23 protein-coding genes are annotated in these 24879 nt (G+C 64.5%); 10 read left to right on the top strand and 13 right to left on the bottom strand.

Annotated features, from left to right (window positions below; genetic code table 11):
- Positions 1-39: 39 nt before the first annotated feature.
- Complete coding sequence (locus PQU96_RS02675; protein WP_272770716.1) at positions 40-1008, bottom strand: NAD-dependent epimerase; 969 nt, start codon at positions 1006-1008, stop codon at positions 40-42.
- Between the two features lie 2 nt (positions 1009-1010).
- Positions 1011-1772, bottom strand: a complete 762-nt coding sequence (locus PQU96_RS02670) for a glycosyltransferase family 2 protein (RefSeq protein WP_272770715.1) — start codon at positions 1770-1772, stop codon at positions 1011-1013.
- Positions 1773-2266: 494 nt separating this feature from the next.
- On the opposite strand from PQU96_RS02670, the gene waaC reads away from it, so the two are divergent.
- Genes waaC through PQU96_RS02655 form a run of 3 tightly spaced genes read left to right on the top strand, consistent with a single transcriptional unit; the run spans position 2267 to position 5034 of the window.
- Positions 2267-3223 carry a lipopolysaccharide heptosyltransferase I gene (gene waaC, locus PQU96_RS02665; protein WP_272770714.1) on the top strand — a complete coding sequence of 319 codons (957 nt, stop codon included), beginning with the start codon at positions 2267-2269 and terminating at the stop codon, positions 3221-3223.
- Positions 3220-4473 (top strand): lipid IV(A) 3-deoxy-D-manno-octulosonic acid transferase, encoded by a 1254-nt coding sequence (gene waaA, locus PQU96_RS02660; protein ID WP_272770713.1) that lies wholly within the window; start codon positions 3220-3222, stop codon positions 4471-4473. Before waaC ends, waaA begins: the two co-directional genes overlap by 4 nt.
- 15 nt (positions 4474-4488) lie before the next feature.
- A complete protein-coding gene (locus PQU96_RS02655; RefSeq protein ID WP_272770712.1) occupies positions 4489-5034 on the top strand; it encodes a GNAT family N-acetyltransferase in 546 nt (181 codons plus the stop codon).
- 102 nt (positions 5035-5136) lie between these two features.
- Here PQU96_RS02655 and PQU96_RS02650 read toward each other — a convergent pair whose 3' ends face one another.
- Genes PQU96_RS02650 through PQU96_RS02640 form a run of 3 tightly spaced genes read right to left on the bottom strand, consistent with a single transcriptional unit; the run spans position 5137 to position 7964 of the window.
- The gene (locus PQU96_RS02650) at positions 5137-6507 is read right to left on the bottom strand and encodes an NAD(P)(+) transhydrogenase (Re/Si-specific) subunit beta (protein ID WP_272770711.1); all 1371 of its coding nucleotides are present in this window, start codon (positions 6505-6507) and stop codon (positions 5137-5139) included.
- Positions 6508-6517: 10 nt separating this feature from the next.
- Positions 6518-6814, bottom strand: coding sequence for a proton-translocating transhydrogenase family protein (locus tag PQU96_RS02645; RefSeq protein WP_047967458.1), 297 nt, complete (start codon positions 6812-6814; stop codon positions 6518-6520).
- Positions 6807-7964, bottom strand: coding sequence for a Re/Si-specific NAD(P)(+) transhydrogenase subunit alpha (locus PQU96_RS02640; RefSeq protein ID WP_272770710.1), 1158 nt, complete (start codon positions 7962-7964; stop codon positions 6807-6809). The genes PQU96_RS02645 and PQU96_RS02640 overlap by 8 nt, the downstream gene beginning before the upstream one ends.
- Before the next feature lie 567 nt (positions 7965-8531).
- On the opposite strand from PQU96_RS02640, the gene PQU96_RS02635 reads away from it, so the two are divergent.
- Complete coding sequence (locus tag PQU96_RS02635) at positions 8532-9269, top strand: glycerophosphodiester phosphodiesterase family protein (RefSeq protein ID WP_272770709.1); 738 nt, start codon at positions 8532-8534, stop codon at positions 9267-9269.
- A gap of 132 nt (positions 9270-9401) precedes the next feature.
- On the opposite strand, the gene PQU96_RS02630 is transcribed toward PQU96_RS02635, so the two are convergent.
- A complete protein-coding gene (locus PQU96_RS02630) occupies positions 9402-10205 on the bottom strand; it encodes a phytanoyl-CoA dioxygenase family protein (protein ID WP_272770708.1) in 804 nt (267 codons plus the stop codon).
- Positions 10206-10313: 108 nt separating this feature from the next.
- Between PQU96_RS02630 and PQU96_RS02625 the strand changes: the two genes are divergently transcribed.
- Positions 10314-11201, top strand: a complete 888-nt coding sequence (locus tag PQU96_RS02625) for a LysR family transcriptional regulator (protein WP_272770707.1) — start codon at positions 10314-10316, stop codon at positions 11199-11201.
- A gap of 70 nt (positions 11202-11271) precedes the next feature.
- Here PQU96_RS02625 and mnmE read toward each other — a convergent pair whose 3' ends face one another.
- The 5 genes from mnmE to rpmH all read right to left on the bottom strand — a co-directional run bounded on the left by mnmE (position 11272) and on the right by rpmH (position 15128).
- Positions 11272-12624 carry a tRNA uridine-5-carboxymethylaminomethyl(34) synthesis GTPase MnmE gene (gene mnmE / locus PQU96_RS02620; protein WP_272770706.1) on the bottom strand — a complete coding sequence of 451 codons (1353 nt, stop codon included), beginning with the start codon at positions 12622-12624 and terminating at the stop codon, positions 11272-11274.
- A 148-nt stretch (positions 12625-12772) separates the two neighbouring features.
- On the bottom strand, positions 12773-14425 hold the full coding sequence (gene yidC, locus PQU96_RS02615) for a membrane protein insertase YidC (RefSeq protein WP_272770705.1): 1653 nt from the start codon (positions 14423-14425) through the stop codon (positions 12773-12775).
- Between the two features lie 17 nt (positions 14426-14442).
- Entirely contained in the window at positions 14443-14652 is a 210-nt protein-coding gene (yidD, locus tag PQU96_RS02610; protein ID WP_272770704.1) for a membrane protein insertion efficiency factor YidD, read from the bottom strand.
- Positions 14628-14990 carry a ribonuclease P protein component gene (rnpA, locus tag PQU96_RS02605; protein ID WP_047967466.1) on the bottom strand — a complete coding sequence of 121 codons (363 nt, stop codon included), beginning with the start codon at positions 14988-14990 and terminating at the stop codon, positions 14628-14630. Before rnpA ends, yidD begins: the two co-directional genes overlap by 25 nt.
- A gap of 3 nt (positions 14991-14993) precedes the next feature.
- Complete coding sequence (rpmH, locus tag PQU96_RS02600) at positions 14994-15128, bottom strand: 50S ribosomal protein L34 (RefSeq protein WP_008955801.1); 135 nt, start codon at positions 15126-15128, stop codon at positions 14994-14996.
- A 400-nt stretch (positions 15129-15528) separates the two neighbouring features.
- Here rpmH and dnaA point away from each other — a divergent pair, with 400 nt between their 5' ends.
- From dnaA to gyrB, 3 genes are all read left to right on the top strand, one after another.
- On the top strand, positions 15529-16983 hold the full coding sequence (gene dnaA / locus PQU96_RS02595) for a chromosomal replication initiator protein DnaA (protein WP_272770703.1): 1455 nt from the start codon (positions 15529-15531) through the stop codon (positions 16981-16983).
- A gap of 42 nt (positions 16984-17025) precedes the next feature.
- Positions 17026-18132: a DNA polymerase III subunit beta gene (gene dnaN, locus PQU96_RS02590; RefSeq protein ID WP_189374755.1), complete on the top strand. Its 1107-nt coding sequence runs from the start codon at positions 17026-17028 to the stop codon at positions 18130-18132.
- A 158-nt stretch (positions 18133-18290) separates the two neighbouring features.
- Positions 18291-20681: a DNA topoisomerase (ATP-hydrolyzing) subunit B gene (gene gyrB / locus PQU96_RS02585; RefSeq protein WP_272770702.1), complete on the top strand. Its 2391-nt coding sequence runs from the start codon at positions 18291-18293 to the stop codon at positions 20679-20681.
- Between the two features lie 82 nt (positions 20682-20763).
- Here gyrB and PQU96_RS02580 read toward each other — a convergent pair whose 3' ends face one another.
- Together PQU96_RS02580 and PQU96_RS02575 are read right to left on the bottom strand one after the other, a co-directional pair.
- Positions 20764-21537 (bottom strand): HNH endonuclease, encoded by a 774-nt coding sequence (locus PQU96_RS02580; protein ID WP_272770701.1) that lies wholly within the window; start codon positions 21535-21537, stop codon positions 20764-20766.
- Between the two features lie 105 nt (positions 21538-21642).
- Entirely contained in the window at positions 21643-22251 is a 609-nt protein-coding gene (locus PQU96_RS02575) for a LysE family translocator (protein WP_272770700.1), read from the bottom strand.
- A 164-nt stretch (positions 22252-22415) separates the two neighbouring features.
- Between PQU96_RS02575 and PQU96_RS02570 the strand changes: the two genes are divergently transcribed.
- Both PQU96_RS02570 and PQU96_RS02565 read left to right on the top strand, forming a co-directional pair.
- Positions 22416-22883 carry an Lrp/AsnC family transcriptional regulator gene (locus PQU96_RS02570; RefSeq protein WP_255908946.1) on the top strand — a complete coding sequence of 156 codons (468 nt, stop codon included), beginning with the start codon at positions 22416-22418 and terminating at the stop codon, positions 22881-22883.
- 271 nt (positions 22884-23154) lie between these two features.
- Positions 23155-24822, top strand: a complete 1668-nt coding sequence (locus PQU96_RS02565; protein ID WP_272770699.1) for an ABC-F family ATP-binding cassette domain-containing protein — start codon at positions 23155-23157, stop codon at positions 24820-24822.
- Positions 24823-24879: the final 57 nt, after the last annotated feature.

Raw genomic sequence — 24879 nt, 5'->3', positions numbered from 1 at the left:
GCAGTCGCAGCGTTGGCCGTGCCACCGACTGTGGATAACTCAACCCTGGTGGTAGCCGCGATACCAGTCGACGAAGGCCTGCATGCCGTCGCGCAGCGGCGTGTCCGGCGAGAAGCCAACCGCGTCGCGCAGCCGTGCGGTGTCGGCGTAGGTAACCGGCACGTCGCCGTCCTGCATCGGCAGGTACTGCTTGACCGCCTCGCGGCCGCAGGCGGCTTCGGTGGCCTCGATGAAGTCCATCAGCGGCACCGGGTTGTGGTTGCCGATGTTGAACACCGCAAACGGCACGTCGCCGCTGGCCGGATGCGCCATCACGCGCAGCACGCCTTCGACGATGTCGTCGATGTAGGTGAAATCGCGTTGCATCTGGCCGTGGTTGAACACCTTGATGGTTTCGCCCTTGAGGATGGCCTCAGTAAACAGCCACGGCGCCATGTCCGGACGGCCCCACGGGCCGTACACGGTGAAGAAGCGCAGGCCGGTGATCGGGAACTGGTACAGGTGGGCGTAGCTGTGCGCCATCACCTCGTTCGCCTTCTTGGTGGCGGCGTAGAAGCTGACCGGCTCGTCGACGCGGTCGTCCTCGCTGAACGGCACCTTGGCGTTCTTGCCATACACGCTGCTGGAGCTGGCGAACACCAGGTGCTGCACCGGGTGGCGGCGGCAGGCTTCCAGCATATTGGTGTGGCCGACCAGGTTGCTCTGCGCGTACACGTGCGGGTTCTCGATGCTGTAGCGCACGCCAGCCTGGGCGGCGAGGTGGATCACGTAGTCCGGGCGTTCGGCGGCGAACAGCGCGTCAACCGCGGCCCAGTCGGCGATGTCCAGCTTGTGGAAATGAAAGCCGTCGCGCCCCTGCAGGGTGGCGAGGCGGGCGTGTTTCAGCGCCACCGCGTAGTAGTCGTTGAGGTTATCCACAGCGATCACTTGCACATCGCCGCGATCCAGCAGTTTTTCACATACCGCGCGGCCAATGAAACCGGCGGCGCCGGTGACCAGTACTTTCATCGTCATTTTTCCTGTGGGCGAAGCCGGTGCAGCTCGATCAGCTTCGCGTATTTGAGATAACTGTTGAAGCAGCCAATGCTGATGTGGACAAGTCCGGGCAGGCCGTCGCGAAAACCCTGGCGCAGCAGGTAAAACTTCACGAAGCGCAGCAGCGGGCTCAACACCAGCTTGGCGATGCCCGCCTTTTTCCCGCGCTGATACAGGGTTTCCGCCTGCAGGCTGGTGTAGCGGTTCTGCTTGCTGAGGTAGAGCGCGATGTCTTCGCCGGATTCGTGCATCAGGTCGCCAGCCACGGTGCCGACTTCGCCGTCGGCGATCACGTACTCGTGTACCACGTCGTCGGACCAGCGCGCCTGGCGGCGATCGAACAGCCGCAGGCTGTAATCCGGATAGCCTTCACCGAATTTCAAAAAGCGGCCCATGAACTTGTTGCTGCGCGCAAAGCGGTAGGCACCCAGCGCCGGATTGTTCAGCAATATCTTGATTTCATTACGTAATTTTTCAGACAGCCACTCGTCGGCATCCAGGCACAGCACCCAGTCGTGGCTGGCCTGCCGGACCGCGAACTGCTTCTGCGGACCGAATCCCAACCACTCCTGGTGGATAACTTTGGCCTTATAGGCAGAGGCTATTGCCAATGTCCTGTCTGTGCTCCCCGAATCCACCACCACGATCTCGTTGGCAAAGGCACAGCTTTGCAGACATTTTTCCAGCAGTGCTTCGGCATTTTTGGTGATCAGAACCACGCTAAGTTGGCGCGACATTCTTTCTAGTACTTTCTAGTTATATAAAGGATAAGGATAGTAGAAGGCTGTCCCTGTCTGTGGATAACACACTAAAGACAATTTTTTTCAAAGACTTGCGTTATTGCCTAACTTGTCGTTGCCGGGACTGGAATGGCGTGCATCAGTTGTGGACAATTTTGCCATCTTGCCGTGCCCCGTGCTTATCCACAATCTCTTGCCGGCAATGACGCAAGTCGCGTGGCAGACGGTTTTGGTCTGCAGCTCCTCTTTTCATTGTTTGCCTATTTTAAATATGAAGATACTGATGTAGTGGACACTTTTCTGTGGATAAGTCGCTATTGCGCAATGTTTTCAACAGTTTGCCTTGTTGGGGGCTGGGTCTTTGAAGGGCTTGCCAGGGACAGGACAGCTTGTGGATAGTTTTGGCGGGATTTATCCACTGCCAGTTATCCACAAAGCGGTAGCCCTGATTTTACTTGGTTAACCACAGGGCTGCCCGTAAAATCCGGCGCATGAAAAACGTCCTGTTGCTGCGCACATCGTCGATGGGCGACCTTATCCACACCTGGCCGGCACTGACCGATCTGGAACGCCACCGCCCGGATGTGACGGTGAGCTGGCTGGCAGAAGAAGGCTTCGCCGACATTCCCGGCCTGCACCCGCTGGTGAGCCGCACCATCCCCATCGCCTGGCGGCGCTGGCGCAAGGCCTTGTTCAAGGCCGCTACCTGGCGCGAGATCCGCGCGTTGCGGCATACGCTGGCCGCCACGCGCTGGGAGCTGGTGCTGGATGCGCAGGGGCTGTTGAAGAGTGCCATTCCCGGTCGCTGGGCTAACGGTCCGCTGGCCGGCTACGACCGCGCCAGCATCCGCGAGCCGCTGGCCAGCCGCTTTTACGAGCGCCGCTACGCGGTCAGCCGCCAGCTGTCGGCGATCGAACGCAACCGCCAGCTGTTTGGCGCCGCCTTCGGCTACCGGCCCGAGGGCGCGCCGGTGTTCGGCATCCGCTGCGGCGAGCGGCTGGCGTGGTTGCCACAGGGTGACTACGCGGTGCTGCTGCACGCCACCAGCCGCGACAGCAAGCTGTGGCCGGAGATGCACTGGATTGCGCTGGCGCAGGCGCTGCAACAGCAGGGCCTGGCCATCGTCATTCCGTGGGGCAGTGCGGCGGAGCGGGAGCGCGCGCAAAGGTTGGCCGCGGCCATTCCCGGCGCGTTGCTGGCACCGAAAATGACCCTGCGCGAGGCGGCGGCGCTGCTGGGCCATGCCGCGGCGGTGATCGGCGTCGATACCGGCCTGACCCACCTCGCCAACGCGCTGGATGTGCCGCTGGTGGCCATTTATACCGATACCGACCCGGCGCTGACCGGCGTGGTGGAAACCGCGCGTGCGGCCAACATCGGCCGCGCCGGCGACATCCCGGCGGTGGACGCGGTGCTGGCGCTGCTGGCGCGGGTGCGCGGCGCATGATCGCGCGGGCGCTGTACAGCCTGCTGTGGCCGCTGGCGACGCCGCTAATCAGGCGCTATCTGAGAAAACGCGCGCGCCAGGCGCCGGCCTATCTTGAACACTGGGACGAGCGCTTCGGCGACGTCTTGCCGCAGGCGGGTGGCGAGGTGATTTGGCTGCACGCGGTGTCGGTGGGTGAGACCCGCGCGGCACAGCCGCTGCTTGCGCGTTTGCGGGAACAGTATCCCCAGGCGCGTTTCGTCATCACCCAGATGACGCCGACCGGGCGCGCCACCGCCGAGCAGCTGTACCCTTTTGCCGAGATCCGCTACCTGCCGTACGACAATGCGCGGGTGATGCGCCGTTTCGTCGCTGCGCTGCGGCCGCGCTGCCTGATCCTGATGGAAACCGAGATCTGGCCCAATCTGCTGCACGCCTGCGCGCAGGCCGGCGTACCGGCCTTCCTGGTTAATGCCCGGTTGTCGGAAAAATCGCTGCGCGGCTACCGCCGCATCGGCGCGCTGATCCGCCCGGCGTTGCAGGCTTTGACGGCGGTTGCGGCACAAAGCGAGGACGACGCGCAGCGGCTGGTGGCGCTGGGCGCGGCCAACCTTCGCGTGTGCGGCAATACCAAGTACGACTTCACGCCGCCGCCGGCGCAGCTGGTGCTGGGGGCGCAGTTTCGCGAACGCATCGGTAGCCGGCCGGTGTGGCTGTGTGCCAGCACCCGCGACGGCGAGGAGGCGCTGATCCTGGATGCCTGGCGTGCGGCCAAGGTTGGCGACGCGCTGCTGCTGCTGGTGCCGCGCCATCCGGAGCGCTTCGCCACGGTCGCCGCGCTGGCGGCGGAGCAGGGCTTTGCCGTGCAGCGGCGCAGCGAGCCGCAGCCGGTTTCACGTGAAACGCAGGTGTGGATAGGCGACAGCATGGGCGAGCTGTTCGCCTATTACGCCGCCGCCGATGTCGCCTTTGTCGGCGGTTCGCTGCTGGATTTCGGCGCGCAGAACCTGATCGAGCCAGCCAGCATCGGCGTGCCGGTGTTATTGGGGCCGTCGACCTATAATTTTGCCGAGGCCAGCCGCTTGGCGCTGGCCGCCGGTGCCGCGCGGCAGGTGAGCGATGCCGGCGAGCTGGTGGCGCTGGTGTTGCAGCTGTTGGCCGACGCGCCGCAGCGCGCGGCGATGCGCGACGCCGGCCTCGCCTTCACCGCGCAGCATCGCGGCGCCAGCGCGCGCATCGTCGCGCTCTTGGCCGGCCGGCTCGATCCATAGACCAGGGAGTCCGTCATGGTAGTGATTACCCCGTCTGACCCGCTGCTGGACGGCATCCGCACACCGCGGCTGGTGCTGGTGGCGCCGCAGGCGGGCGACGGCGCGGCGCTGTTCCTGGCCATCGTCGCCTCGCAGCACGAGTTGCAGGGCTTTGCCGCCGATCTGCCGTGGTCGCAGCCGGTGCTGGACGTGGCGCTGGTGGAGCGCTACTGCTACGAGGTGCAGCGCAACTGGTCGCGCGGCGACAGCAAGGTGGCGCTGCTGTGGCTGGGCGACGAGGTGGTCGGCTGGCTGCGCCTGCAACACCAGCCGGACGAATCGTGGCTGTTGCAGTTCTGGGGCCACAGCGACTGGCAGGGGCAGGGGCTGTTCACCGAGGCGGTGGAACGGATGCTGGTGCTGGCCTTCGGCCACTACCGGGTGCGCGACATCCGCGTGCCGGTGGCCGACAGCCAGCAGGCGGCACACCGCCTGTGCGCGCGGCTGGGGATGCGGCTGCTGTCGGCGCCGCCACCGGGCAAGCAGGCCGGGCTGTTCCTGTACGGGGTCGCGCTGCACTGACGTGCGCGGTCCATAGCGGTCGCACCATGAAAAAACCCCCGCCGCGTGGCACGCGACGGGGGTTTTGCTTGCGGCCAACGTTGGCCGCAACGGCGGGTGGGCTTAGTGGCCGCCGCCTTTCACCAGCTCCTCGACCACCTTCTTGGCGTCGCCGAACACCATCATGGTCTTGTCGAGGTAGAACAGCTCGTTGTCGAGACCGGCGTAGCCGGCGTTCATCGAGCGCTTGACCACGATCACGGTGCGCGCCTTGTGCGCTTCCAGGATAGGCATGCCGTAGATCGGGCTGGCCTTGTCCTTCTGCGCCGCCGGGTTGACCACGTCGTTGGCGCCGATCACCAGCACCACGTCGGTATTGGCGAAGTCGGAGTTGATCTCCTCCATCTCCTGCACCTGCTCGTACGGCACCTCGGCTTCCGCCAGCAGCACGTTCATGTGCCCCGGCATGCGGCCGGCCACCGGGTGGATGGCGTAGCGCACGTTGACGCCCTTCTCGGAGAGCAGCTCGGCGAACTCCTGCAGCGCGTGCTGCGCGCGCGATACCGCGAGGCCGTAGCCGGGCACGATGATCACGCTGTCGGCGTTGCCCATCAGGAAGGCCGCATCCTCGGCGGAGCCGGACTTGTAGTTCTTCGGACCGGAGGCCGCGGCACCGCCGGTAGCCACTTCGGCGCCGAAGCCGCCCAGCAGCACGCTGACGATGGAACGGTTCATCGCCTTGCACATGATGTAGGACAGGATGGCACCGGAGGAACCGACGCAGGCGCCGGCGATGATCAGCACCGGGTTGTTCAGCGTGAAGCCGATACCCGCCGCCGCCCAGCCGGAGTAACTGTTCAGCATCGACACCACCACCGGCATGTCGGCGCCGCCGATCGGGATGATCAGCGTCACGCCCAGCACCAGCGCGATGGCGACCATCATCAGGAAGGCCGCGTGGCTGTCGCTGAGGAAGTACATCACGCCGAAGCCGACCATGGCCAGCGCCAGCACCAGGTTCAGCAGGTGCTGGCCGTTGAAGTTCACCGCCTTGGCGCCGAACTTGCCCGACAGCTTGCCGTAGGCCACTACTGAGGCGGTGAAGGTGATGGCGCCGATGAAGGCACCGATGAACAGCTCGATCTTCTGCACGCCGGTGTGCTCGACACCGGTATGGAAGATGGCGGCCACCGCGATCAGCACCGCGGACAGGCCGACCAGCGAGTGCATCGCCGCCACCAGTTCCGGCATGCCGGTCATTTCCACGGTCTTGGCCTTCCAGGCGCCGATGGCACCGCCGGCCACGATGGCGCCGGCGATCAGCGCCAGTACCGGCTTGTCCATGATCAGGAAGGTGGTCACCACCGCGATCAGCATGCCGATCATGCCGTAGCGGTTACCCTGGATGGCGGAGGTGGGCGAGGACAGCCCCTTCAGTGCCAGGATGAACAGCACCGCCGCGACCAGATAAAGTATTGCCGAGAGATTTTCCATCGTGTGTCCCTTATTTTTTCTTCTTCTTGAACATGTCCAGCATGCGCTGGGTGACCAGGAAGCCGCCGAAGATGTTGATGCTGGCGAGGAAGATGCCGATGGTGCCCAGCACCGAGGTCACGCTCAGCTCGCTGCCATTGATGTCCACCACCTGCAGCATGGCGCCGACGATGATGATGCCGGAGATGGCGTTGGTGACGGCCATCAGCGGCGTGTGCAGCGCCGGGGTGACGTTCCACACCACGTGGTAGCCGACGAACACGGCGAGGACGAAGATGGTGAAGCTGGTGATGAACGGATCAACCATGAGTGATCTCCTTCTTGGCTGTGCTGGCCACGTTGGCCGCAGGGAAGCGCACTTCGCCGGCGTGGGTGACCAGGGTGGCCGCCAGCAGGTCGTCTTCCAGATTGAGGGTGAAACCTTCCTTGGTGAGCATCAGGCCCAGGAAGGTCAGCAGGTTCTTCGCGTACAGGCTGGAGGCGTCGGCCGCCACCATGCCCGGCAGGTTGCTGCTGCCGACCACGGTGACGCCGTTGTCGGTGGTGATCACCTCGCCCGGTACCGTTTGCGCGCAGTTGCCGCCGGCTTCGGCGGCGAGGTCGATGATCACGCTGCCCGGCTTCATCGCCGCCACGATGTCGGCGCTGATCAGCGTCGGCGCCTTCTTGCCCGGAATCAGCGCGGTGGTGATGATGATGTCGGCCGCTCGCGCGTGCTTGGCCACCAGCTCGGCCTGACGACGCTTGTAGTCGTCGGACATCTCCTTGGCGTACACGCCGTCGTTGGCTGCCTTTTCCTCGTCGGTCATCGGCACCTCGATGAACTTGCCGCCCAGCGATTCCACCTGCTCCTTGGTGGACGGGCGCACGTCGGTGGCTTCCACCACCGCGCCCAGGCGTTTCGCCGTGGCGATGGCCTGCAGGCCGGCGACGCCCACGCCCATGATCAGCACGCGCGCCGGTTTCACGGTACCGGCGGCGGTCATCAACATCGGCATGAAGCGCGGGTAGTAGTGGGTGGCCAAGAGCACCGCGCGGTAGCCGGCGATGTTGTTCTGGCTGGACAGCACGTCCATCGACTGCGCGCGCGTGGTGCGCGGCAGCAGCTCCATGGCGAAGGCGGACACCTTCTTCGCGGCCAGCGCCGGGAAGGTGGGGTTCTGGTACGGCGAGAGCTGGCCAATCAGCACCGCGCCGTCCTTCAGCTCGGCGATGGCATCCTCGGGCAGCGGGCGCACGGTGAGCACGATGTCGCCCCGGGCCAGCGCCTCGGCGCGCGATGCGGCCAACGTGGCCCCGGCATCGACATAGGCCGCATCCGGTGCCGCGGCATGACGCCCGGCCCCGGCCTCGACCACCACGGTGTGACCCATGGCGACGAGTTTCTTCACCGTTTCCGGTGTGGCGGCCACGCGGGTTTCACCTGCCAGCCGTTCGGCGGCAATAGCGATTTGCATGGTCTTCCTTTCTGCAAATGTTGAATGAAAAATGTAAAAACGACAGAGATAGCGAACGCCCGTGCGAGGCTTGATTTCGAACGAGCGTTTGAATTGGTAATTAATCACAAATTTGTGATTTGGCGCAATGCTTTTACATAAAAGCGACATCCTGTTGCCGGCGTTCGCCGCCGGGCACGTTGCTATTGGCTATAGGAATACTGTCTGACAGTTTTTTAATCAAATGATTTGACGATGTATTTTCATCAACCATGGCTTGATAGCACACAACTGTTGCCATTTTTGTACGTTGCTGCGGGGCAACATCCAGACGGGGTGGCCGCGCCTGCCTCCGGCCGGCAGCCAGGGTTGGCCGCATTCTTCATGTCAAAGCAATTTATTGCGCCGCAATAACCGTTTCAGTAAACCGTTTTGCCTGCCATGCTGTAAACAAGGGCTTACGCTTAAGGGATAACGCTAAGCGCCGCTAACAAAACTCCCGATCCTGCGTTGCGCCTCCTTGCCGTCTCTGCGTCGGCGTGCCTTGGCCCAGTCGATCGGCGACATTCTCATGACAAGGAGACGCTCATGCATTGGCCTTACCCGGTGGGTTTTGCCCACCGTCTCGGCGGTGCGCTGGCGCCGGAAAACACGCTGGTCGGCCTGCTGCTGGCACACCGGCTGGGGGTGACGGCGGTGGAGTGCGACGTGCAGCTCAGTGCTGACGGTGTGGCGGTGATCGCCCACGATGCCGAGCTGGAGCGCACCACCAGCGGCAACGGCGCGCTGGCGGCACACACCGCGGCGGAGCTGTTGCAGCTGGACGCCGGCCGTCATCACCATCCGGCGTTTGCCGGCGAGACGCTGCCCAGCCTGCAGCAACTGGCCGCCACGCTGCGGCGGCTGGGCATGGCGGTGAATCTGGAGCTGAAGCCGGACGGCGACGCGCGGCGGATGGGGCAGCTGTGCGCGGCGCAGATCCGCCAGCACTGGCAGGGCGCGGCGCTGTTGCCGCTGGTGTCCTCATTCAGCGCCGAGGCGCTGGCCGGGGTGCGCGAGGCGGCGCCGGAGCTGCCGCTGGCGCTGCTGGTGGAAGAGCTGAGCCCGTCGCGGGTGGCGCAGGCGCAGGCACTGGGGTGCCGTGCGCTGCACGTCTGCCACCGTGCGCTGAGCGCGGAGTGGGTGGCACAGCTGCACGGCCTCGGCCTCGCGGTGATGGCGTGGACGGTGAACCAGCCACAGGACATGCATCGCCTGCGTCAGTGGGAGGTCGACATGCTGTGCAGCGACCGCCCCGACCGCTTCGACCCGGCCTGGGCGGCCTGAGGCGAGCGGGATGCCGGCGTCCGGTCGCCGCGGCCATGGTGCGGCCCCGCGCCGGCCCTGCGGCCAACCTTGGCACGACAGTGCGCCGCGACGTAGCCATCGCCGCGACGCCGAGCCGGCACGGCCGCGGCCTCAGCCGGCCGACCACACCACCGGGAACCAGTCCTCGCGCAGCCGTTCGCCGTGGCGCTGGTTGATGCCGGGGAAGGGCGGCGAGGTGCGCCCCGGGCGTTCGGCATAGCACACGTCGTCGCCGAGGAAACGGGCGGAGAAGGCACGGCGGCGGTTGCCGCCCTGGTTCCCGGCGGCGCCGTGCACGGTGCGGAAATCGAACAGCACCGCGTCGCCCGGCTCCAGCTCCGGCGCGAGGATGGTGTAGCTGCCGTCCTCCACGTCCGGCATCTCCATGTAGTCGTCGTCGCCGGCGAAGAAATTCTCGTTGCTGGCCCAGCGCTTAGGGCGTACCAGCTTCGGCCAGCGGTGCGAGCCGAGCACCACGCGCAGCGTGTTGTCCTGCGTCACCGGATCCAGCGGAATCCAGTAGCTGGCGGTCTGCTCGCCGTCGACGCAGTAGTAGGGGATGTCCTGGTGCCACGGCGTGGCCTTGGCGGTGCCCGGCTCCTTTACCAGAATGTGCTCGTGGAAGATCTGCACCTGGCGCGCGCCCATCAGCTGGCCGGCCAGCGCCGCCGCCGGCGACTGGTGGATGAAGCGGGAAAACGGTTTGATACGCTGCCAGTTGCAGTAATCCTCGAAGAAACGGCCACGTTCGTTGTTGCCGACGTTCTCGATCGCGAACGGGCCGGGTGCGGCCAGTACCTGCTCGAAACCGTCGCGCAGCGGTTCTATCCAGTCGCGGAACACGCCGCGCAGTACGATGACGCCGTCGCGCTGGAATGCCGCGATTTCCTGTTGTCCGATGGTGGTAGCCTGCATCTGCTGCTCCTTGCTTGCGGTGGGGTAGGCCTTGTTGGCCACTCCAGTATCGGATCCGGCGCTATCATAGTGAAAATATATATTTCCTATTTTTCATTATTGGAAAACATGATCAATTTCTCGCTGCGCCAGCTGCAGTACTTCGTCGCTACCGTCGAGCATGGCGGTGTCAGCGCCGCCGCGCGTGCCTGCCACGTGTCGCAACCGTCGGTGTCGCTGGCCATCGCGCAGCTGGAGACGGCGCTCGGCAGCGCGCTGTTCCGTCGCCAGGCCAGCCGCGGGGTGGAGCTGACCGCCGCCGGCCAGCGCGTGCTGGCGCAGGCGCGCGACATACTCGGCCAGGCGGCGGCTCTCGGCGCTGGTGACGCGTCCGGCGAGCTGCGCGGCCAGCTGTCGCTGATCTGCTTCCAGGATCTCGGCCCCTACTTTGCGCCACGGCTGCTGGCCGGTTTTCACGCGCGCCATCCGCAGGTGGCGGTCACGCTGCTGGAAGGCGATCTGGCCACGGTGCAGCGCGCGCTGCGCAGCGGCAAGGCCGAGCTGGCGCTGACCTACGAGCTGGCCATCGACGCGCAGACGGCGCGCAGCACGCTGGCGGAGCTGTCGCCGTACGCGCTGCTGCCGGCCGACCACCCGCTGGCGGCGCAGGACACGGTGTCGCTGGCGCAGCTGGCCGCCCAGCCGCTGGTGCTGGAGGACATTCCGCACACCCGCGAGTACCTGCTATCGCTGTTCTGGCAGCAGCAGCTGACGCCGCGCATCGCGCAGACGGTGCAGAGTTTCGAGATGCAGCGCGGGCTGGTGGCGCACGGTTATGGCGTGGCGCTGTCGTGCACCCGGCCGGCCGGCGACTGCAGCTACGACGGCACGGCCATCGCCTGCCGTCCGCTGGCGGAAACGCTGCCGGCGCAGCGGGTGGTGCTGGCGCAGGCGCCCGGGGCAGAGGTGTCGCCGCTGGTGGCGGCCTTTGTCGCGTCGGCGCAGGCGGCGGGCTGAGGCGGCGCGAGCGCACAGCAAAAACCCGCCACGGCGGCGGGTTGGGCGGGCGGTGTTTGCGGCAGGGCGCCTACTTGCCGATGCAGAAGCGCGAGAAGATCACGCCCAGCAGGTCGTCGGGGGTGAAGCGGCCGGTGATTTCCGACAGCGCGTTCTGCGCCATGCGCAGCTCCTCGGCGAAGATTTCCACCATCTGCCAATCCTGCTCGGCGAGGTCGAGGTGGCCGGCGGCGCGGGCGATGGCGTCCAGGTGGCGTTCGCGGGCGAGGAACACGCCCTCGCTGTCGCCCTGGTAGCCGATCATCTCCAGCAGCAGTGCGCGCAGGTCGTCCACGCCGGCGTGGGTGCGGGCGGACAGGCGCACCACCGGGTGGCCGTCTTCCTCGTTGCGGCCAACCTTGTCGCCGGACAGGTCCACCTTGTTGAACACGTGTACGCGCGGCAGGCGCGGCGGCAGCTTGTCGAGGATGGCCTCGACTTCCGGCACGATGCCCTCGCGGCTGTCGACCAGCACCAGCGCCACGTCGGCGCGCTCCACCGCCTGCCAGGTACGTTCGATGCCGATCTTTTCCACCACGTCGTCGGTGTCGCGCAGGCCGGCGGTGTCGATGATGTGCACCGGCACGCCGTCGATGACGATCTCCTCGCGCACGGTATCGCGGGTGGTGCCGGCGATGTCGGTGACGATGGCGATATCGTCGCCGGCCAGTGCGTTCATCAGGCTGGACTTGCCGACGTTGGGCTGGCCGACCAGTACCACGTGCATGCCTTCGCGCAGCAGCGCGCCCTGGCGGGCGGTGCGCTGCACGATTTGCAGTTGGCCGCGCAGGCGACGCAGGCGGCCGACGGCATCGGCCTTTTCGAGGAAATCGATGTCTTCCTCGGGAAAGTCCAGCGTCGCCTCCACCAGCATGCGCAGGTTGATCAGCTCGTCGACCAGCACGTGGATCTCGCCGGAGAAGGCACCCTTCAGCGATTTCAGCGCGCTCCTGGCGGCGCTCTCGCTGGCGGCGTCGATCAGGTCGGCGACGCTCTCTGCCTGCGCGAGGTCCAGTTTGTCGTTCAGGAACGCCCGCTTGGTGAATTCGCCGGGTTCGGCCAGCCGCGCGCCCAGCTCGACGCAGCGCGACAGCAGCATCTTCAGCACCACCGGCCCGCCGTGGCCCTGCAGCTCGATCACGTCCTCGCCGGTAAAGCTGTTGGGGCCGGGGAAGTACAGCAGCAGGCCGTTGTCGATCGGCGTGCCGTCGGCGGCGACGAAGTCGGTGTAGGTGGCGTAGCGCGGTCTGGGCGTCTTGCCGCCGCTGATGGCCTGGGCCAGCGGCAGCAGCTGCTGGCCGGAGATGCGTACCACGCCGACGCCGCCGCGTCCGGGGGCGGTGGCAACGGCACAGATGGTGCTGGGGGTGTAGGCAAGGTTCATCGCGGAGTCCGTCGGGTCGGTTGCTTGCGGCCAACGTTGGCCGCAAGGCGAAGGTGTCGAGGCAAGCGTGCGCGCTTGGCTGGAGACTCTCAACAAAAAGCCCGGCCATGACGGCCGGGCTTTGATTTTACGCCAGCTTGGCGGCTGCTTACGACTGCAGTGCCAGTTTGCGGGCTTTTTCGATGTTCTTGTTCACGTACCACTGCTGCGTGATCGACAGCAGGTTGTTGACGACCCAGTACAGCACCAGGCCGGCCGGGAAGAAGAAGAACATCACCGAGAACGCGACCGGCATGATCTTCATCATCTTCGCCTGCATCGGATCGGCTGGCGGCGGATTGAGGAAGGTCTGCGCGAACATGGTGATCGCCATCAGCGCCGGCAGGATGTAGAACGGATCCGGACGGGCCAGGTCGGCGATGTACAGCCAGTCGGCCTGGCGCAGCTCGACCGAAGCCAGCAGCGCCCAGTACAGGCCGATGAACACCGGAATCTGGATCAGCATCGGCAGGCAGCCGCCGAGCGGATTGACCTTCTCGGTCTTGTACATCTCCATCACCGCCTGCTGGAACTTCATGCGGTCGTCGCCGTACTGCTGCTTCAGGTTTTCCAGACGCGGTGCCAGCACCTTCATCTTCGCCATCGAGCGGTAGGACGCGGCGGTCAGCGGATAGAACACCGCCTTCACGATCAGCGTCAGCAGGATGATGGCCCAGCCCCAGTTCTGCACCATGCTGTGCAGCTTGGTCAGCAGCCAGAACAGCGGCGAGGCGAAGATGTGCACCTTGCCGAAGTCCTTGGCGTAGGCCATGCCGTCGGCCACCTTGGTGATGGTGTTGTACTCTTCCGGGCCGGCGTACAGCGGTACCGTGACGCTGGCGCTCTGGCCGGCGGCGATTGGTGCCACGTTGACCATGGCGGCGGCGGAGTAGGCCCCGTTCTTCGGTTCCAGCTGGAAGGTGCACGCCTGCGCGTTGGCGCAGACCGATTTGCCGTCCAGCGGTTTCAGGATCCAGGCGCTCATGAAGTAGTGCTGCAGCATCGCCACCCAGCCGTTGTCGCTGTTCTTCACGTACTCGGCCTTGCCCTTGTCCAGATCGGAGAACGCGACCTTCTGGAAGGTGCCTTCGGTGGTGTACACCGCCGGGCCGGTGAAGGTCTGCGCGAAGCGGCTTTCACCTTGTGGTGCCTTGCCGTCACGCAGCAGGCGGAAGTAGGCGGTGCTGGTCAGCGGCGTGGTGCCGGCGTTGACGATGTCGTAACGCACATCGATCAGGTAGCTGCCCTTGTGGAAGGTGTACACCTTGCTCACCTTGACGCCATTGGCTTCCGGCGCGGTCAGCTTGATCTCGACCTTGTCGCCCTGCAGCGTGTAGGCGGTCTTTTCGGCGCTGAACACGGTCTTGTGGGTCGGCAGTGCGGCGTTGCCGGCGGAAACCAGGCCGGTTTGCGCCACGTACAGGTGGGCGCCCTTGTCGGTGAACAGCTCGAACGGCTTGCTGGCGTCTTCGGCCGCATCGTGCTTGAGCAGTTGCAGGCTGCGCAGATCGCCACCGGTGGTGTCGATTTCGGCCTTGACCAGGTCGGTGGTGACGGTGATGCGCTGGCCGCGGCTCAGGCTGCTGTCGGCAGGCTGGGCGACGTTGCTGGCGGCGGCAGGGGTATCGCTATTGCTCGCGGCTGTGCTGGCTTGCTGTGTCACGGCAGGCTTCGCGGCGGGTTTCGGCGCGAAGTATTCTTGCCAGAGCAACAGGATGCTGAATGACAGCGCGATAAAGATGATCAGTCGTTTGGAATCCATCTTACTTACCGGAAAAGTCAGGGAACCGGGTCATGGCCGCTGCCACCCAGCGGGTGGCAACGACTAATCCGTCGTATCGCTAGCCAGCTGCCCTTGATCACGCCGTGCTTTTGCAATGCCTCGACGGCATAGGCGGAGCAGGTTGGCTGATACCGGCAACGCGGCGGCAGCCAGGGGCTGATCGCCAGCTGGTAAAAGCGGATCAAGAGGACGAAGAGTCGCGACATCGGGCTAGTTTAGCAAAGAGCGCAGCCAATGCCTTTACCGCTTCGTGATATTCGCCGCGATAGTAGGCTTGGCGTGATCTGACGACAAAATCCATCGGCGGCAGATCATGACGGTGCAGCCGGAACCACTCGCGCACGGTGCGCTTGATGTAGTTGCGGCGGTTGGCGCGTTTGGCCACCTTCTTGCCGACCACCAGACCGAGACGGGCGTGGGTCAGACCGTTCGGGCGGGCATACACCTGGAACAATTGGTTGCTGCGCGCGTTGCGCAAATGAAAAACGGATGAGAACTCATCCGTTTTTAACAGCCGGTGCGCACGGCGAAATGTGTTGTCCAAGCGTTATACAGCCAGACGCTTGCGGCCCTTGGCGCGACGGGCGGCCAGAACGGCGCGACCACCACGGGTCTTGGAGCGAACGAGGAAGCCGTGGGTACGCTTGCGGCGGGTAGTGGAAGGCTGGTAAGTACGTTTCATGATGGTTTTCCTGTTTCGAAACGGAAATAAACGCGTGATTACATAGATAAATGCCGGAATTGTCAACCTAATTAACAGTTTGCGGCCCGGCTTGTCGGCGGCGCGGCCACAGTCGCGGCAATCCGGTGGCCACTGTGGCTCGGCGTGGCCGGCGGCAGTGATATTTCGCCGGTGCTGTGGATAACTTTTGGCAAAGCCAGTAGAATGTACCGCTTGTGACCCTGTCCGCCCGGACGGCACCGGCTGCGCCGGATCGCCGCCCGCCAGACACCAGAGACAGGGCGATTCCACACCAAACATCGTGACTGCCGCCCGGCATCCGCCGCGCGCGCAGCCTCCCCGCCGCCCCCGAACTACCCGTTAGTCTGCGGCGGCATTTCGTTTTTAACTTGAAGCATTGATGACTGAACCGGAAAACTTCTGGCCTGCGTGCCTGACGCGTCTTGAGGAAGAACTGTCCTCACAGCAATTCAACACCTGGATCCGCCCGCTCTCTGCCGAGGCCGGCGACGAGGGTGTGGTGCTGTACGCGCCAAACCGCTTCATCCTGCAGTTCATTAAGGATCGCTTCCTGGCGCGCATCGAGGCGCTGGCGATCGAACTGCTGGGCGAGGTGACCGTGGAGCTGCGTATCGGCGCCGCCGCCGGCGCGCCGGTCGCGGTGGCGCGCCCGGCGCCGGCCAGCAGTGCGCCGCGTGGCAACGACAACCCGCCTGCGGCCAACGTTGACGTGGCGGCGGCGGTGGCCAAGGTCAGCGCCGCGACCGGCAGCAGCCAGTTCGCGCCGACGGCGAAGCAGACCGCGGTCAAGGCCATCGGCGGCGGCCACGAGAGCACCCGTCTCAATCCGAGCTTCACTTTCGATACGCTGGTGACCGGTAAGGGTAACCAGCTGGCGCGCGCCGCGGCGATGCAGATTGCCGAGAACCCGGGCGACCCGGCCTACAACCCGCTGTTCGTGTACGGCGGCGTCGGCCTCGGTAAGACGCACTTGATCCAGGCCATCGGCAACCACGTCTATCTGAAGAACCCGCAGGCCAAGATCCGCTACATCCATGCCGAGCGCTACGTCGCCGACATCATGCGCGCCTACCAGCACAAGGCCTTCGACGAGTTCAAGCGCTACTACCACTCGCTGGACCTGCTGCTGATCGACGATATCCAGTTCTTCGCCGGCAAGAACCGCACCCAGGAAGAATTCTTCTACGCCTTCAATGCGCTGATCGAGGGCGGCAAGCAGGTGATCATGACCTGCGACAGCTACCCCAAGCAGATCGAGGGCATGGAAGAGCGCCTGATCTCGCGTTTCAGCTGGGGCCTGACCGTCGAGATCCAGCCGCCGGAGCTGGAAATGCGCGTGGCCATCCTGATGAAGAAGGCCGAAGCCGACAACACCAAGCTCGACCACAACGTTGCCTTCTTTATCGCCCAGAACGTGCGCAGCAACGTGCGCGAGCTGGAAGGCGCGCTCAAGCGCGTGGTGGCCTATGCCCGCTTCAGCAACCAGAGCATCACCATGGAACTGGTGAAAGAGGCGCTGAAGGACATCCTCGCCGCCGGCAATCGCCAGGTCACCATCGAGACCATCCAGAAGACGGTGGCCGACTACTACAAGATCAAGCTGTCCGACATGCACAGCAAGAAGCGCTCGCGCGACATCGCGCGGCCGCGGCAGGTGGCGATGACGCTGGCCAAGGAGCTGACCTCGCTCAGCTTGCCGAACATCGGCGACGCCTTCGGCGGCCGCGACCACACCACCGTGCTGCACGCCTGCAAGACCATTGCCGAAATGCGCGGTAATGACAGCGAAATCGCGCACGATTACGATACGTTGCTCGCGATGTTGCGCAACTGATTCATTTGATAACGACACTGTAACCCTTTCGGGAGTCCGCACATGCTGATTCTGCAAGCCGAACGCGATGCCCTGCTCAAGCCCCTGCTGGCTGTTACCGGCATCGTCGAGCGCCGCCACACCCTGCCCATTCTGTCGAATGTGCTGATCGAAAAACAGGCAGGAGCCGTCAGCTTCCTGGCGACCGATCTGGAAATCCAGATCACCACCGCCAGCCCGGACGACATTGCCGGCGACGCGTTCCGCCTGACGACCTCGGCGAAAAAGCTGCAGGACATCCTGCGTGCCATTCCCGGCAATACCATGGTGACGCTGGAACAGCAGGACGGCCGCCTGATGCTGAAGGCCGGCAAGAGCCGCTTCAACCTGCAGACGCTGCCGGCGGACGATTTTCCGCTGCTGTCGGCCGGCAGTGCCGCGCAAGCCAGCTTCCAGCTGAGCCAGCGCGACCTGAAGCGACTGATCTCGCAGGTGCAGTACGCGATGGCGGTGCAGGACATCCGTTACTACCTCAACGGCCTGTTGCTGCAGACCGAGGGCAACCAGGTGCGCCTGATCTCCACCGACGGCCACCGCCTGGCGTTTGCCAGCGCCGACATCGAGGCCAGCCTCGACAAGGCCGAGGTGATCCTGCCGCGCAAGACCATCCTGGAGCTGTACAAGCTGCTGCAGGACAGCGACGAGACCATCAACATCGAGCTGCTGTCCAACCAGGTGCGTTTCAGCTTCGGCAACACCGTGATCATCAGCAAGGTGGTGGACGGCAAGTTCCCGGACTACAACCGCGTGGTGCCGCTGGATAACGACAAGATCTTCCTGATCGAGCGCGTGACCTTCCTGCAGGCGCTGCAGCGCGCCGCCATTCTCGCCAACGAGAAATTCCGCGGCGTGCGGCTGGTGCTGAAGCCGGGTGCGATGTCCATCCTGTGTACCAACAGCGAGCAGGAAGAAGCGCAGGAAGAGCTGGAAATCGCCTACCAGGGCGGCGAGCTGGAGATCGGCTTCAACATCAACTACCTGCTGGACGTGCTGACCAACCTGTCGGCCGACACCCTGCAGATGGCGTTCGGCGACAGCGTGCGCTCCACGCTGGTCACCATCCCGGACAACAGCAACTTCAAGTACGTCGTGATGCCGATGCGCATCTGACGACAGGCCACCCGCCACCGGCAACGACGGCGGGCGGCATCGTACTGCGGCCAACCTTTGTCCAGCGTTGGCCGCACGCCGGTTTGGGCCGGCACGGCAACGGTTTTCAACAGTGGGGCAACCGCCCCGGACGCACTGGCTGACAAAAGAGTGGTTTTATGAGCGAACAGGAATACGGCGCGGACAGTATTAAAGTCCTGAAGGGTCTGGATGCAGTACGCAAGCGCCCCGGCATGTACATTGGCGATACCCAGGACGGCACCGGTCTGCACCACATGGTGTTCGAAGTGCTGGACAACGCCATTGACGAAGCGCTGGCCGGCCACGCCGACACCATCAAAGTCACCATCCACCCCGACAACTCGATCTCGGTGGAAGACAACGGTCGCGGCATCCCCACTGACATCCACCCGGAAGAAGGCCGCTCCGCCGCCGAGGTGATCATGACCGTGCTGCACGCCGGCGGCAAATTCGACAGCAACAGCTACAAGATCTCCGGCGGCCTGCACGGCGTTGGCGTGTCGGTGGTCAATGCGCTGTCCGACTGGCTGAAGCTGAAAATCTGGCGCAACGGCCAGGTGCACGAAATGGAATTCCGCCGCGGTGAAGCCGTGGCGCCGTTGACCATGACCGGCCACACCACCTACCGTGGCACCGAAGTCACCTTCCGCGCCAGCGAAGAAACCTTCGGCGTGATCGAATTCCACTTCGACATCCTCGCCAAGCGCATCCGCGAACTGTCCTTCCTCAACCAGGGCGTGGCCATCACCCTGCTGGACAAGCGTACCGGCAAGGAAGAAAACTTCGCCTTCTCCGGCGGCGTCGCCGGCTTCGTGCAGTACATGAACCGCAACAAGTCGGTTCTGCACCCGAAGACCTTTTACGCCACCGGCGAAAAGGACGGCATGACCGTGGAAGTGGCGATGCAGTGGAACGATTCCTATCAGGAAAACGTGCAGTGCTTCACCAACAACATCCCGCAGCGTGACGGCGGCAGCCACCTGACCGCACTGCGCCAGGTGATGACGCGCACCCTGAACGGCTACATCGAGGAGTCCGAGGCCGCCAAAAAGGCCAAGGTCGATACCAGCGGCGACGACATGCGCGAAGGCCTGACCTGCGTGCTGTCGGTCAAGCTGCCGGACCCGAAATTCTCCAGCCAGACCAAGGACAAGCTGGTCTCCAGCGAGATTGGCCCGGTGGTCAACGAGGTGATCAGCGAAGCGCTGAAGGACTTCCTGATGGAAAACCCGAACGACGCCAAGATCATCATCGGCAAGATCGTCGACGCCGCCCGCGCCCGCGAAGCCGCGCGCAAGGCGCGCGAGATCACCCGCCGCAAGGGCGTGATGGACGGCCTCGGCCTGCCCGGCAAACTGGCCGACTGCCAGGAAAAAGACCCGGCCATGTCCGAACTGTACCTGGTCGAGGGTGACTCCGCCGGCGGCTCCGCCAAGCAGGGCCGCGACCGCAAGTTCCAGGCCATCCTGCCGCTGAAGGGCAAGATCCTCAACGTCGAGCGCGCGCGCTTCGACAAGATGCTGCAAAGCCAGGAAGTCGCCACCCTGATCACCGCGCTGGGCTGCGGCATCGGCAAGGACGAATACAACCCGGACAAGCTGCGCTACCACCGCATCATCATCATGACCGACGCCGACGTCGACGGCGCCCACATCCGCACCCTGCTGCTGACCTTCTTCTACCGCCAGACGCCGGAGCTGGTCGAGCGCGGCCACATCTACATCGCGCAACCGCCGCTGTACAAGGCCAAGCACGGCAAGCAGGAACGCTACCTGAAGGACGACTACGAGCTGAACCAGTACCTGCTGCAACTGGCGCTGGACAAGGCCGAGCTGATCCCGGCCGCCGGCGAAGCCGCACTGTCCGGCGACACGTTGGGCGAAGTGGCGCGTCAGTTCCTGCTCGCCCGCGCCGCCATCGATCGCGAAAGCCGCGTCGTCGATCCGCTGGTGCTGCACGCCTTCCTCAAGGTTGGCCGCATCACCCTCGACAGCGAAGCCGCGGCCAACGCCGCCGTTGCCGCGCTGGCAGCCGTGCTGCCGCCGGAACTGATCCGCCTCAACGTGCTGCGCGACGACAAGAACGACGCCTGGATGCTGAAGATCACCCGCCAGCTGCACGGCAACGTGCTGGTCACCGCGCTGGATCAGGACTTCCTCGCCACAGCCGACTACGACATCCTGTGCCAGACCCGCGACATGCTGCACGGCCTGCTGCGCGACGGCGCCAGCGTCAAGCGCGGCGAGACCGTGAAGCCGATCACCGAATTCGGCGACGGCCTCGACTGGCTGCTGGGCGAAACCCGCAAGGGCCTGTCCATCCAGCGCTACAAGGGTCTGGGCGAGATGAACCCCGGCCAGCTGTGGGAAACCACCATGGACCCGACCGTGCGCCGCCTGCTGAAAGTGCGCATCGAAGACGCGATGGCCGCCGACGACGTGTTCACCACGCTGATGGGCGATAACGTGGAACCAAGACGTGCTTTCATCGAAAGCCACGCCTTGATTGCTCGGAACATCGACGTGTGATATAAGCTTTTGTTTTTAAAGAAAAAAGCGGCCAACCGGCCGCTTTTTTTATGTGCTGTGCCACCGCTTGTGGCGGGCGCGCTTAGTTAAAAATATGGTCTGCGTGATAGGCCAAAAACTCAGGATTCGGTATGAATTTCTGGGGTAGGGTGATGGGCTTGCCGTGCAATTGCCAGAGATAGTCCTTGGCCAAGTCGCTCTGATCCGCAAACAAGCGTGGTGACACGCGAATGACGAAGTCTGGTGTCACGGTCAGCAAGCCCTGATCGTAGGCTTTATCGTGCAATACCGATAAGCACAGGCCATTTGCCGGATTCAGCCGCTGCTGCGCGTTTTCACGCCATGGCACGATGTGGCTGGCGACGAGTAGTTTCGGCTCGGCCAAGCCGGTAATGCAGCAGCGTCCCTGATAACTGCTGAGTACTGCTTTACGGAAGAAGGCTTGTTTTACTCGCACTTTAGTCTGACTAAGGGTGTTTTCGGCGTAGTAATCGGCAGTGATCGTGGTGGTGGCCTCATCACTAGACAGCGGCGTCAGGGTTGCTTCTTGTTGGGCCAATTGATCAACCAACACTTGGCTGTCGTAGCCAACTTGATCCGGATTGGCGCTGAATTCCGCCCAAATCGCACGATCGAGCTGCGAGGCGCCGGCCAATCCCTTGCGCCCGCTGCCGGTGATGTCCGGGTCCAAACTCGCAAGGTTGCTCAGCTTCATCGCCAAGGCACTGGGTGTGCGTCCGATTTTGGCCGCGGTGGCAATGATCAAGGGATTACCTTGATGGAATTTTCCGAACGGTAGCTGGCAATACAGATTAATGGCGATCAGTAGCTGCTCGCGCGTCCAGTTATTCGACATGGTGGGATTGGGCCTTGATGTTGAAGATGCAGAGAGCAGGCTCTTGCAGAAAGCATAACAGCTTTGCCTACATGAGCGACTGCGGCCAACCTTGGCCGCCGCCCCTCAACTCGCCAGCATCCCCGCTGCCAGCAGCAGCAATCCCCCCGCCGTCGCTTCCGCCAGCCGCCGTTTGCGGTCGCTGAAGCGGCCGTTGCCGGCCATGCCGGCGACGCTGTAGCCGATCACGCTGTACACCACGGCGCAGGAGCCGATGAAGATGGCCGACAGCAGCAGTGCCTGTGTCGCCACGCTGGCGCCGGGGCGGATGAAGTTGGGCAGGATGGACAGGTAAATCAGCAGGCCTTTCGGGTTGAGCAGGCTGGTGAGCAGGCCCTTGCGGAACAGGCCGTGCACCGGGCGGCTGTCCAGCTGCAGGCTGCCGGGGCGGCTGGCGGCGCGGAACATCTGCCACGCCAGATACAGCAGGTAGGCAAGGCCGGTCCAGCGGATGGCGTGCAAGAGCGGCGGCCATGCGCCGAGCAGAGCGGCGATGCCGAAGGCGGCCAGCAGCGCGTGCACGCTGTAGCCGGCGAGGATGCCGAGCGTGGCGCGGCGCACGGCGCTGCGGCCGCCACTCAGCCCTTGCGAGGCGACGAACAGGATGTCGGGGCCGGGGCTGCAGACCAGCGGGAAGACGGTGAGGGCAAACAGCAGCAGGGTATCGCTAGGCATGGCGTGCGCTTTCGGTGGCAGGTGGTCGGGTGCCGCTGCCGGGAGGGCAAGGGCACATTACTGCCGGGAAATTCTAGGATTTTCGGGTTGAAATCGGGTTGTGTTGTGACGCGGAATCGGCGTTGAAATAGAATCTGCTGCGAATAATCCTGGAGATAGCCGCAGTGGATGCCGTAAAGCTGGACAGTATTGATCGCCGCATTCTGCACGCGCTGCAGCGTGACGGCCGTTTGCAGAACATCGAGCTGGCGCGCGCGGCCGGCTTATCGCCGTCGTCGTGCCTGCGGCGGGTGAAGCTGCTGGAGGAACGCGGCGTGATCAAGCGCTACGTGGCGGTGCTGGATGGCGCCAAGGTCGGCGCCGGGCTGTCGCTGTTCGCGCGGGTGTGGTTCAAGGCGCAGGACGCGGACACCACCAACCATTTCATCGCCAGCGTGCGCGACATGGCCGAGGTGGTGGAGTGCCACATCATGGCCGGCGAGTGCGACGCGCTGCTGCGCATCGTGACGCAGGATCTGGCGTCGTACCGCAAGTTTCACGCCGAGCAGCTGACGCGTATCGCCAGCGTGCAGAGCGTGAAAACCGAGGTGCCGATGGAGACGGTGAAGCTGACCCACGCGGTGCCGCTGTAGCCGTCGCGCTGGCAGCGCTTGGCCGCCGCGCGTTTTCATGTCGTCCCCGTCATAAGCGCCTGTTTTTTATGGACAGGCCGGCGCGCGGGCAGGGGGCGTGTTACCATCTGCGCCGCGCCGTTTTTATTGCTTTGCAGCATACGGTGGCGCCACGCTGCCACGGCAGCATTCTTACCCTGATGCGGCCAACGTTGGCCGCATTTTCTGTCGTCTTCCCGCCTTGTCGCCGGTCGCGGCCTAACCTGTTTTCTGCCGCCGCACGGCGATTCCCATGATCATTCTGAAAAACGTGGCCTTGCGCCGCGGTACCAAAGTCCTGCTCGACAACGCGTCGGTGACGCTCAATCCCGGTGAGAAAGTCGGCCTCGTCGGCCGCAACGGCGCCGGCAAATCCTCGCTGTTCGCGGTGCTGAACGGCTCGCTGCACGAAGACGGCGGCGATGTGTCGATCCCGTCGCAGTGGCGCATGTCGCAGGTGGCGCAGGACATGCCGGAAACGGCGCAGACGGCGACCGAATTCGTGGTCGAGGGCGATACCACCCTGCTCGCCGCGCAGCAGGAGGTGACCGAGGCCGAGGCCGGCGAAGACTACATGCGCATGGCGCACGCCTATACCGCGCTCAACGATGCCGGCGCCCACGACGCGCCGGCCCGGGCGCAGGCGCTGATCCTGGGCCTGGGTTTCAGCGTCGCCGAGCTGCAGCAGCCGGTGAACAGCTTCTCCGGCGGCTGGCGCATGCGGCTGCAACTGGCGCGCGCGCTGATGTGCCCGTCCGACCTGCTGCTGCTGGACGAGCCGACCAACCACCTGGATCTGGACGCGCTGGTGTGGCTGGAGGCGTGGCTGAAGCAGTACGCCGGCACCATGGTGGTGATCAGCCATGACCGCGAATTCCTCGACGCCGTCACCAACGTGACGCTGCACGTCGACAACGCCAAGCTGGTGCGCTATGGCGGCAATTACAGCAAGTTCGAGGACATGCGTGCCGAACAGCTGGTCCTGCAGCAGGCGGCGCAGGCCAAGCAGCAGGAAAAGATGGCGCACCTGCAGAAGTTCATCGACCGCTTCAAGGCCAAGGCCAGCAAGGCCAAGCAGGCGCAGAGCCGCGTCAAGGCGCTGGAGCGGATGGAGAAGATCGCGCCGGTGCTGGCCGATGCCGAGTTCCAGTTCGAATTCAAGGAGCCGCAGAGCCTGCCGAACTCGATGCTGTCGATGACCAGCGCCGCCTTCGGCTATCCGGCAATGGAGGGCGCGGCGGACGGCACGCCGCCGACGGTGATCGTGCAGAACGTGAACCGCACCGTGCTGGCCGGCCAGCGCATCGGCATTCTCGGTGCCAACGGCCAGGGCAAGTCGACGCTGGTGAAAACGGTGGCCGAGGCGCTGCAGGCGGTCGGCGGCGAGATCATCCGCGGCAAGGGGCTGAACATCGGCTACTTCTCGCAGCAGGAGCTGGACGTGCTGCGGCCGGAGGACGATCCGCTGCAGCACATGCTGCGCCTGGCGCGCGACACGCCGGCGGCGATGCGGCCGCCGGCCAACGACTGCCGCGAGCAGGGGCTGCGCAATTTCCTCGGCACCTTCAACTTCAGCGGCGACATGGTGAAGCAGGCGGTCGGCAGCATGAGCGGCGGCGAGAAGGCGCGGCTGGTGCTGTGCATGATCGTGTGGCAGCGGCCGAACCTGCTGCTGCTGGACGAACCGACCAACCATCTGGACCTCGCCACCCGCGAGGCGCTAAGCGTGGCGCTGAACGAGTTCGAAGGCTCGGTGATGCTGGTCAGCCACGACCGCGCCTTGCTGCGCGCGGTGTGCGACGAATTCTGGATGGTGTCGCGCGGGGGGGTCAGCGATTTCGCGGGAGATCTGGACGATTACCAGGTCTACCTGCTGGAAGAGGCCAAGCGCCGGCGCGAAGAGGCAGCCGGCAAGCGCTGAGCCTGTAGACTCCGGCGTTAAAACATTGCGGCCAACCTTGGATCAAGGTTGGCCGCA

The sequence above is a fragment of the Vogesella margarita genome (genome assembly GCF_028548475.1).
Taxonomy (GTDB): domain Bacteria; phylum Pseudomonadota; class Gammaproteobacteria; order Burkholderiales; family Chromobacteriaceae; genus Vogesella; species Vogesella margarita.
The sequence above is the reverse complement of the archived record's forward strand: the minus strand, read 5'-3'. Positions and strand labels throughout refer to the sequence as shown.

What these genes read in the sequence shown, in the direction of transcription:
- PQU96_RS02675 (WP_272770716.1), bottom strand. Translation starts at nt 1,008, where the DNA reads ATGAAAGTACTGGTCACCGGCGCCGCCGGTTTCATTGGCCGCGCGGTA.
- PQU96_RS02670 (WP_272770715.1), bottom strand. Translation starts at nt 1,772, where the DNA reads ATGTCGCGCCAACTTAGCGTGGTTCTGATCACCAAAAATGCCGAAGCA.
- waaC (WP_272770714.1), top strand. Translation starts at nt 2,267, where the DNA reads ATGAAAAACGTCCTGTTGCTGCGCACATCGTCGATGGGCGACCTTATC.
- waaA (WP_272770713.1), top strand. Translation starts at nt 3,220, where the DNA reads ATGATCGCGCGGGCGCTGTACAGCCTGCTGTGGCCGCTGGCGACGCCG.
- PQU96_RS02655 (WP_272770712.1), top strand. Translation starts at nt 4,489, where the DNA reads ATGGTAGTGATTACCCCGTCTGACCCGCTGCTGGACGGCATCCGCACA.
- PQU96_RS02650 (WP_272770711.1), bottom strand. Translation starts at nt 6,507, where the DNA reads ATGGAAAATCTCTCGGCAATACTTTATCTGGTCGCGGCGGTGCTGTTC.
- PQU96_RS02645 (WP_047967458.1), bottom strand. Translation starts at nt 6,814, where the DNA reads ATGGTTGATCCGTTCATCACCAGCTTCACCATCTTCGTCCTCGCCGTG.
- PQU96_RS02640 (WP_272770710.1), bottom strand. Translation starts at nt 7,964, where the DNA reads ATGCAAATCGCTATTGCCGCCGAACGGCTGGCAGGTGAAACCCGCGTG.
- PQU96_RS02635 (WP_272770709.1), top strand. Translation starts at nt 8,532, where the DNA reads ATGCATTGGCCTTACCCGGTGGGTTTTGCCCACCGTCTCGGCGGTGCG.
- PQU96_RS02630 (WP_272770708.1), bottom strand. Translation starts at nt 10,205, where the DNA reads ATGCAGGCTACCACCATCGGACAACAGGAAATCGCGGCATTCCAGCGC.
- PQU96_RS02625 (WP_272770707.1), top strand. Translation starts at nt 10,314, where the DNA reads ATGATCAATTTCTCGCTGCGCCAGCTGCAGTACTTCGTCGCTACCGTC.
- mnmE (WP_272770706.1), bottom strand. Translation starts at nt 12,624, where the DNA reads ATGAACCTTGCCTACACCCCCAGCACCATCTGTGCCGTTGCCACCGCC.
- yidC (WP_272770705.1), bottom strand. Translation starts at nt 14,425, where the DNA reads ATGGATTCCAAACGACTGATCATCTTTATCGCGCTGTCATTCAGCATC.
- yidD (WP_272770704.1), bottom strand. Translation starts at nt 14,652, where the DNA reads ATGTCGCGACTCTTCGTCCTCTTGATCCGCTTTTACCAGCTGGCGATC.
- rpmH (WP_008955801.1), bottom strand. Translation starts at nt 15,128, where the DNA reads ATGAAACGTACTTACCAGCCTTCCACTACCCGCCGCAAGCGTACCCAC.
- dnaA (WP_272770703.1), top strand. Translation starts at nt 15,529, where the DNA reads ATGACTGAACCGGAAAACTTCTGGCCTGCGTGCCTGACGCGTCTTGAG.
- dnaN (WP_189374755.1), top strand. Translation starts at nt 17,026, where the DNA reads ATGCTGATTCTGCAAGCCGAACGCGATGCCCTGCTCAAGCCCCTGCTG.
- gyrB (WP_272770702.1), top strand. Translation starts at nt 18,291, where the DNA reads ATGAGCGAACAGGAATACGGCGCGGACAGTATTAAAGTCCTGAAGGGT.
- PQU96_RS02580 (WP_272770701.1), bottom strand. Translation starts at nt 21,537, where the DNA reads ATGTCGAATAACTGGACGCGCGAGCAGCTACTGATCGCCATTAATCTG.
- PQU96_RS02575 (WP_272770700.1), bottom strand. Translation starts at nt 22,251, where the DNA reads ATGCCTAGCGATACCCTGCTGCTGTTTGCCCTCACCGTCTTCCCGCTG.
- PQU96_RS02565 (WP_272770699.1), top strand. Translation starts at nt 23,155, where the DNA reads ATGATCATTCTGAAAAACGTGGCCTTGCGCCGCGGTACCAAAGTCCTG.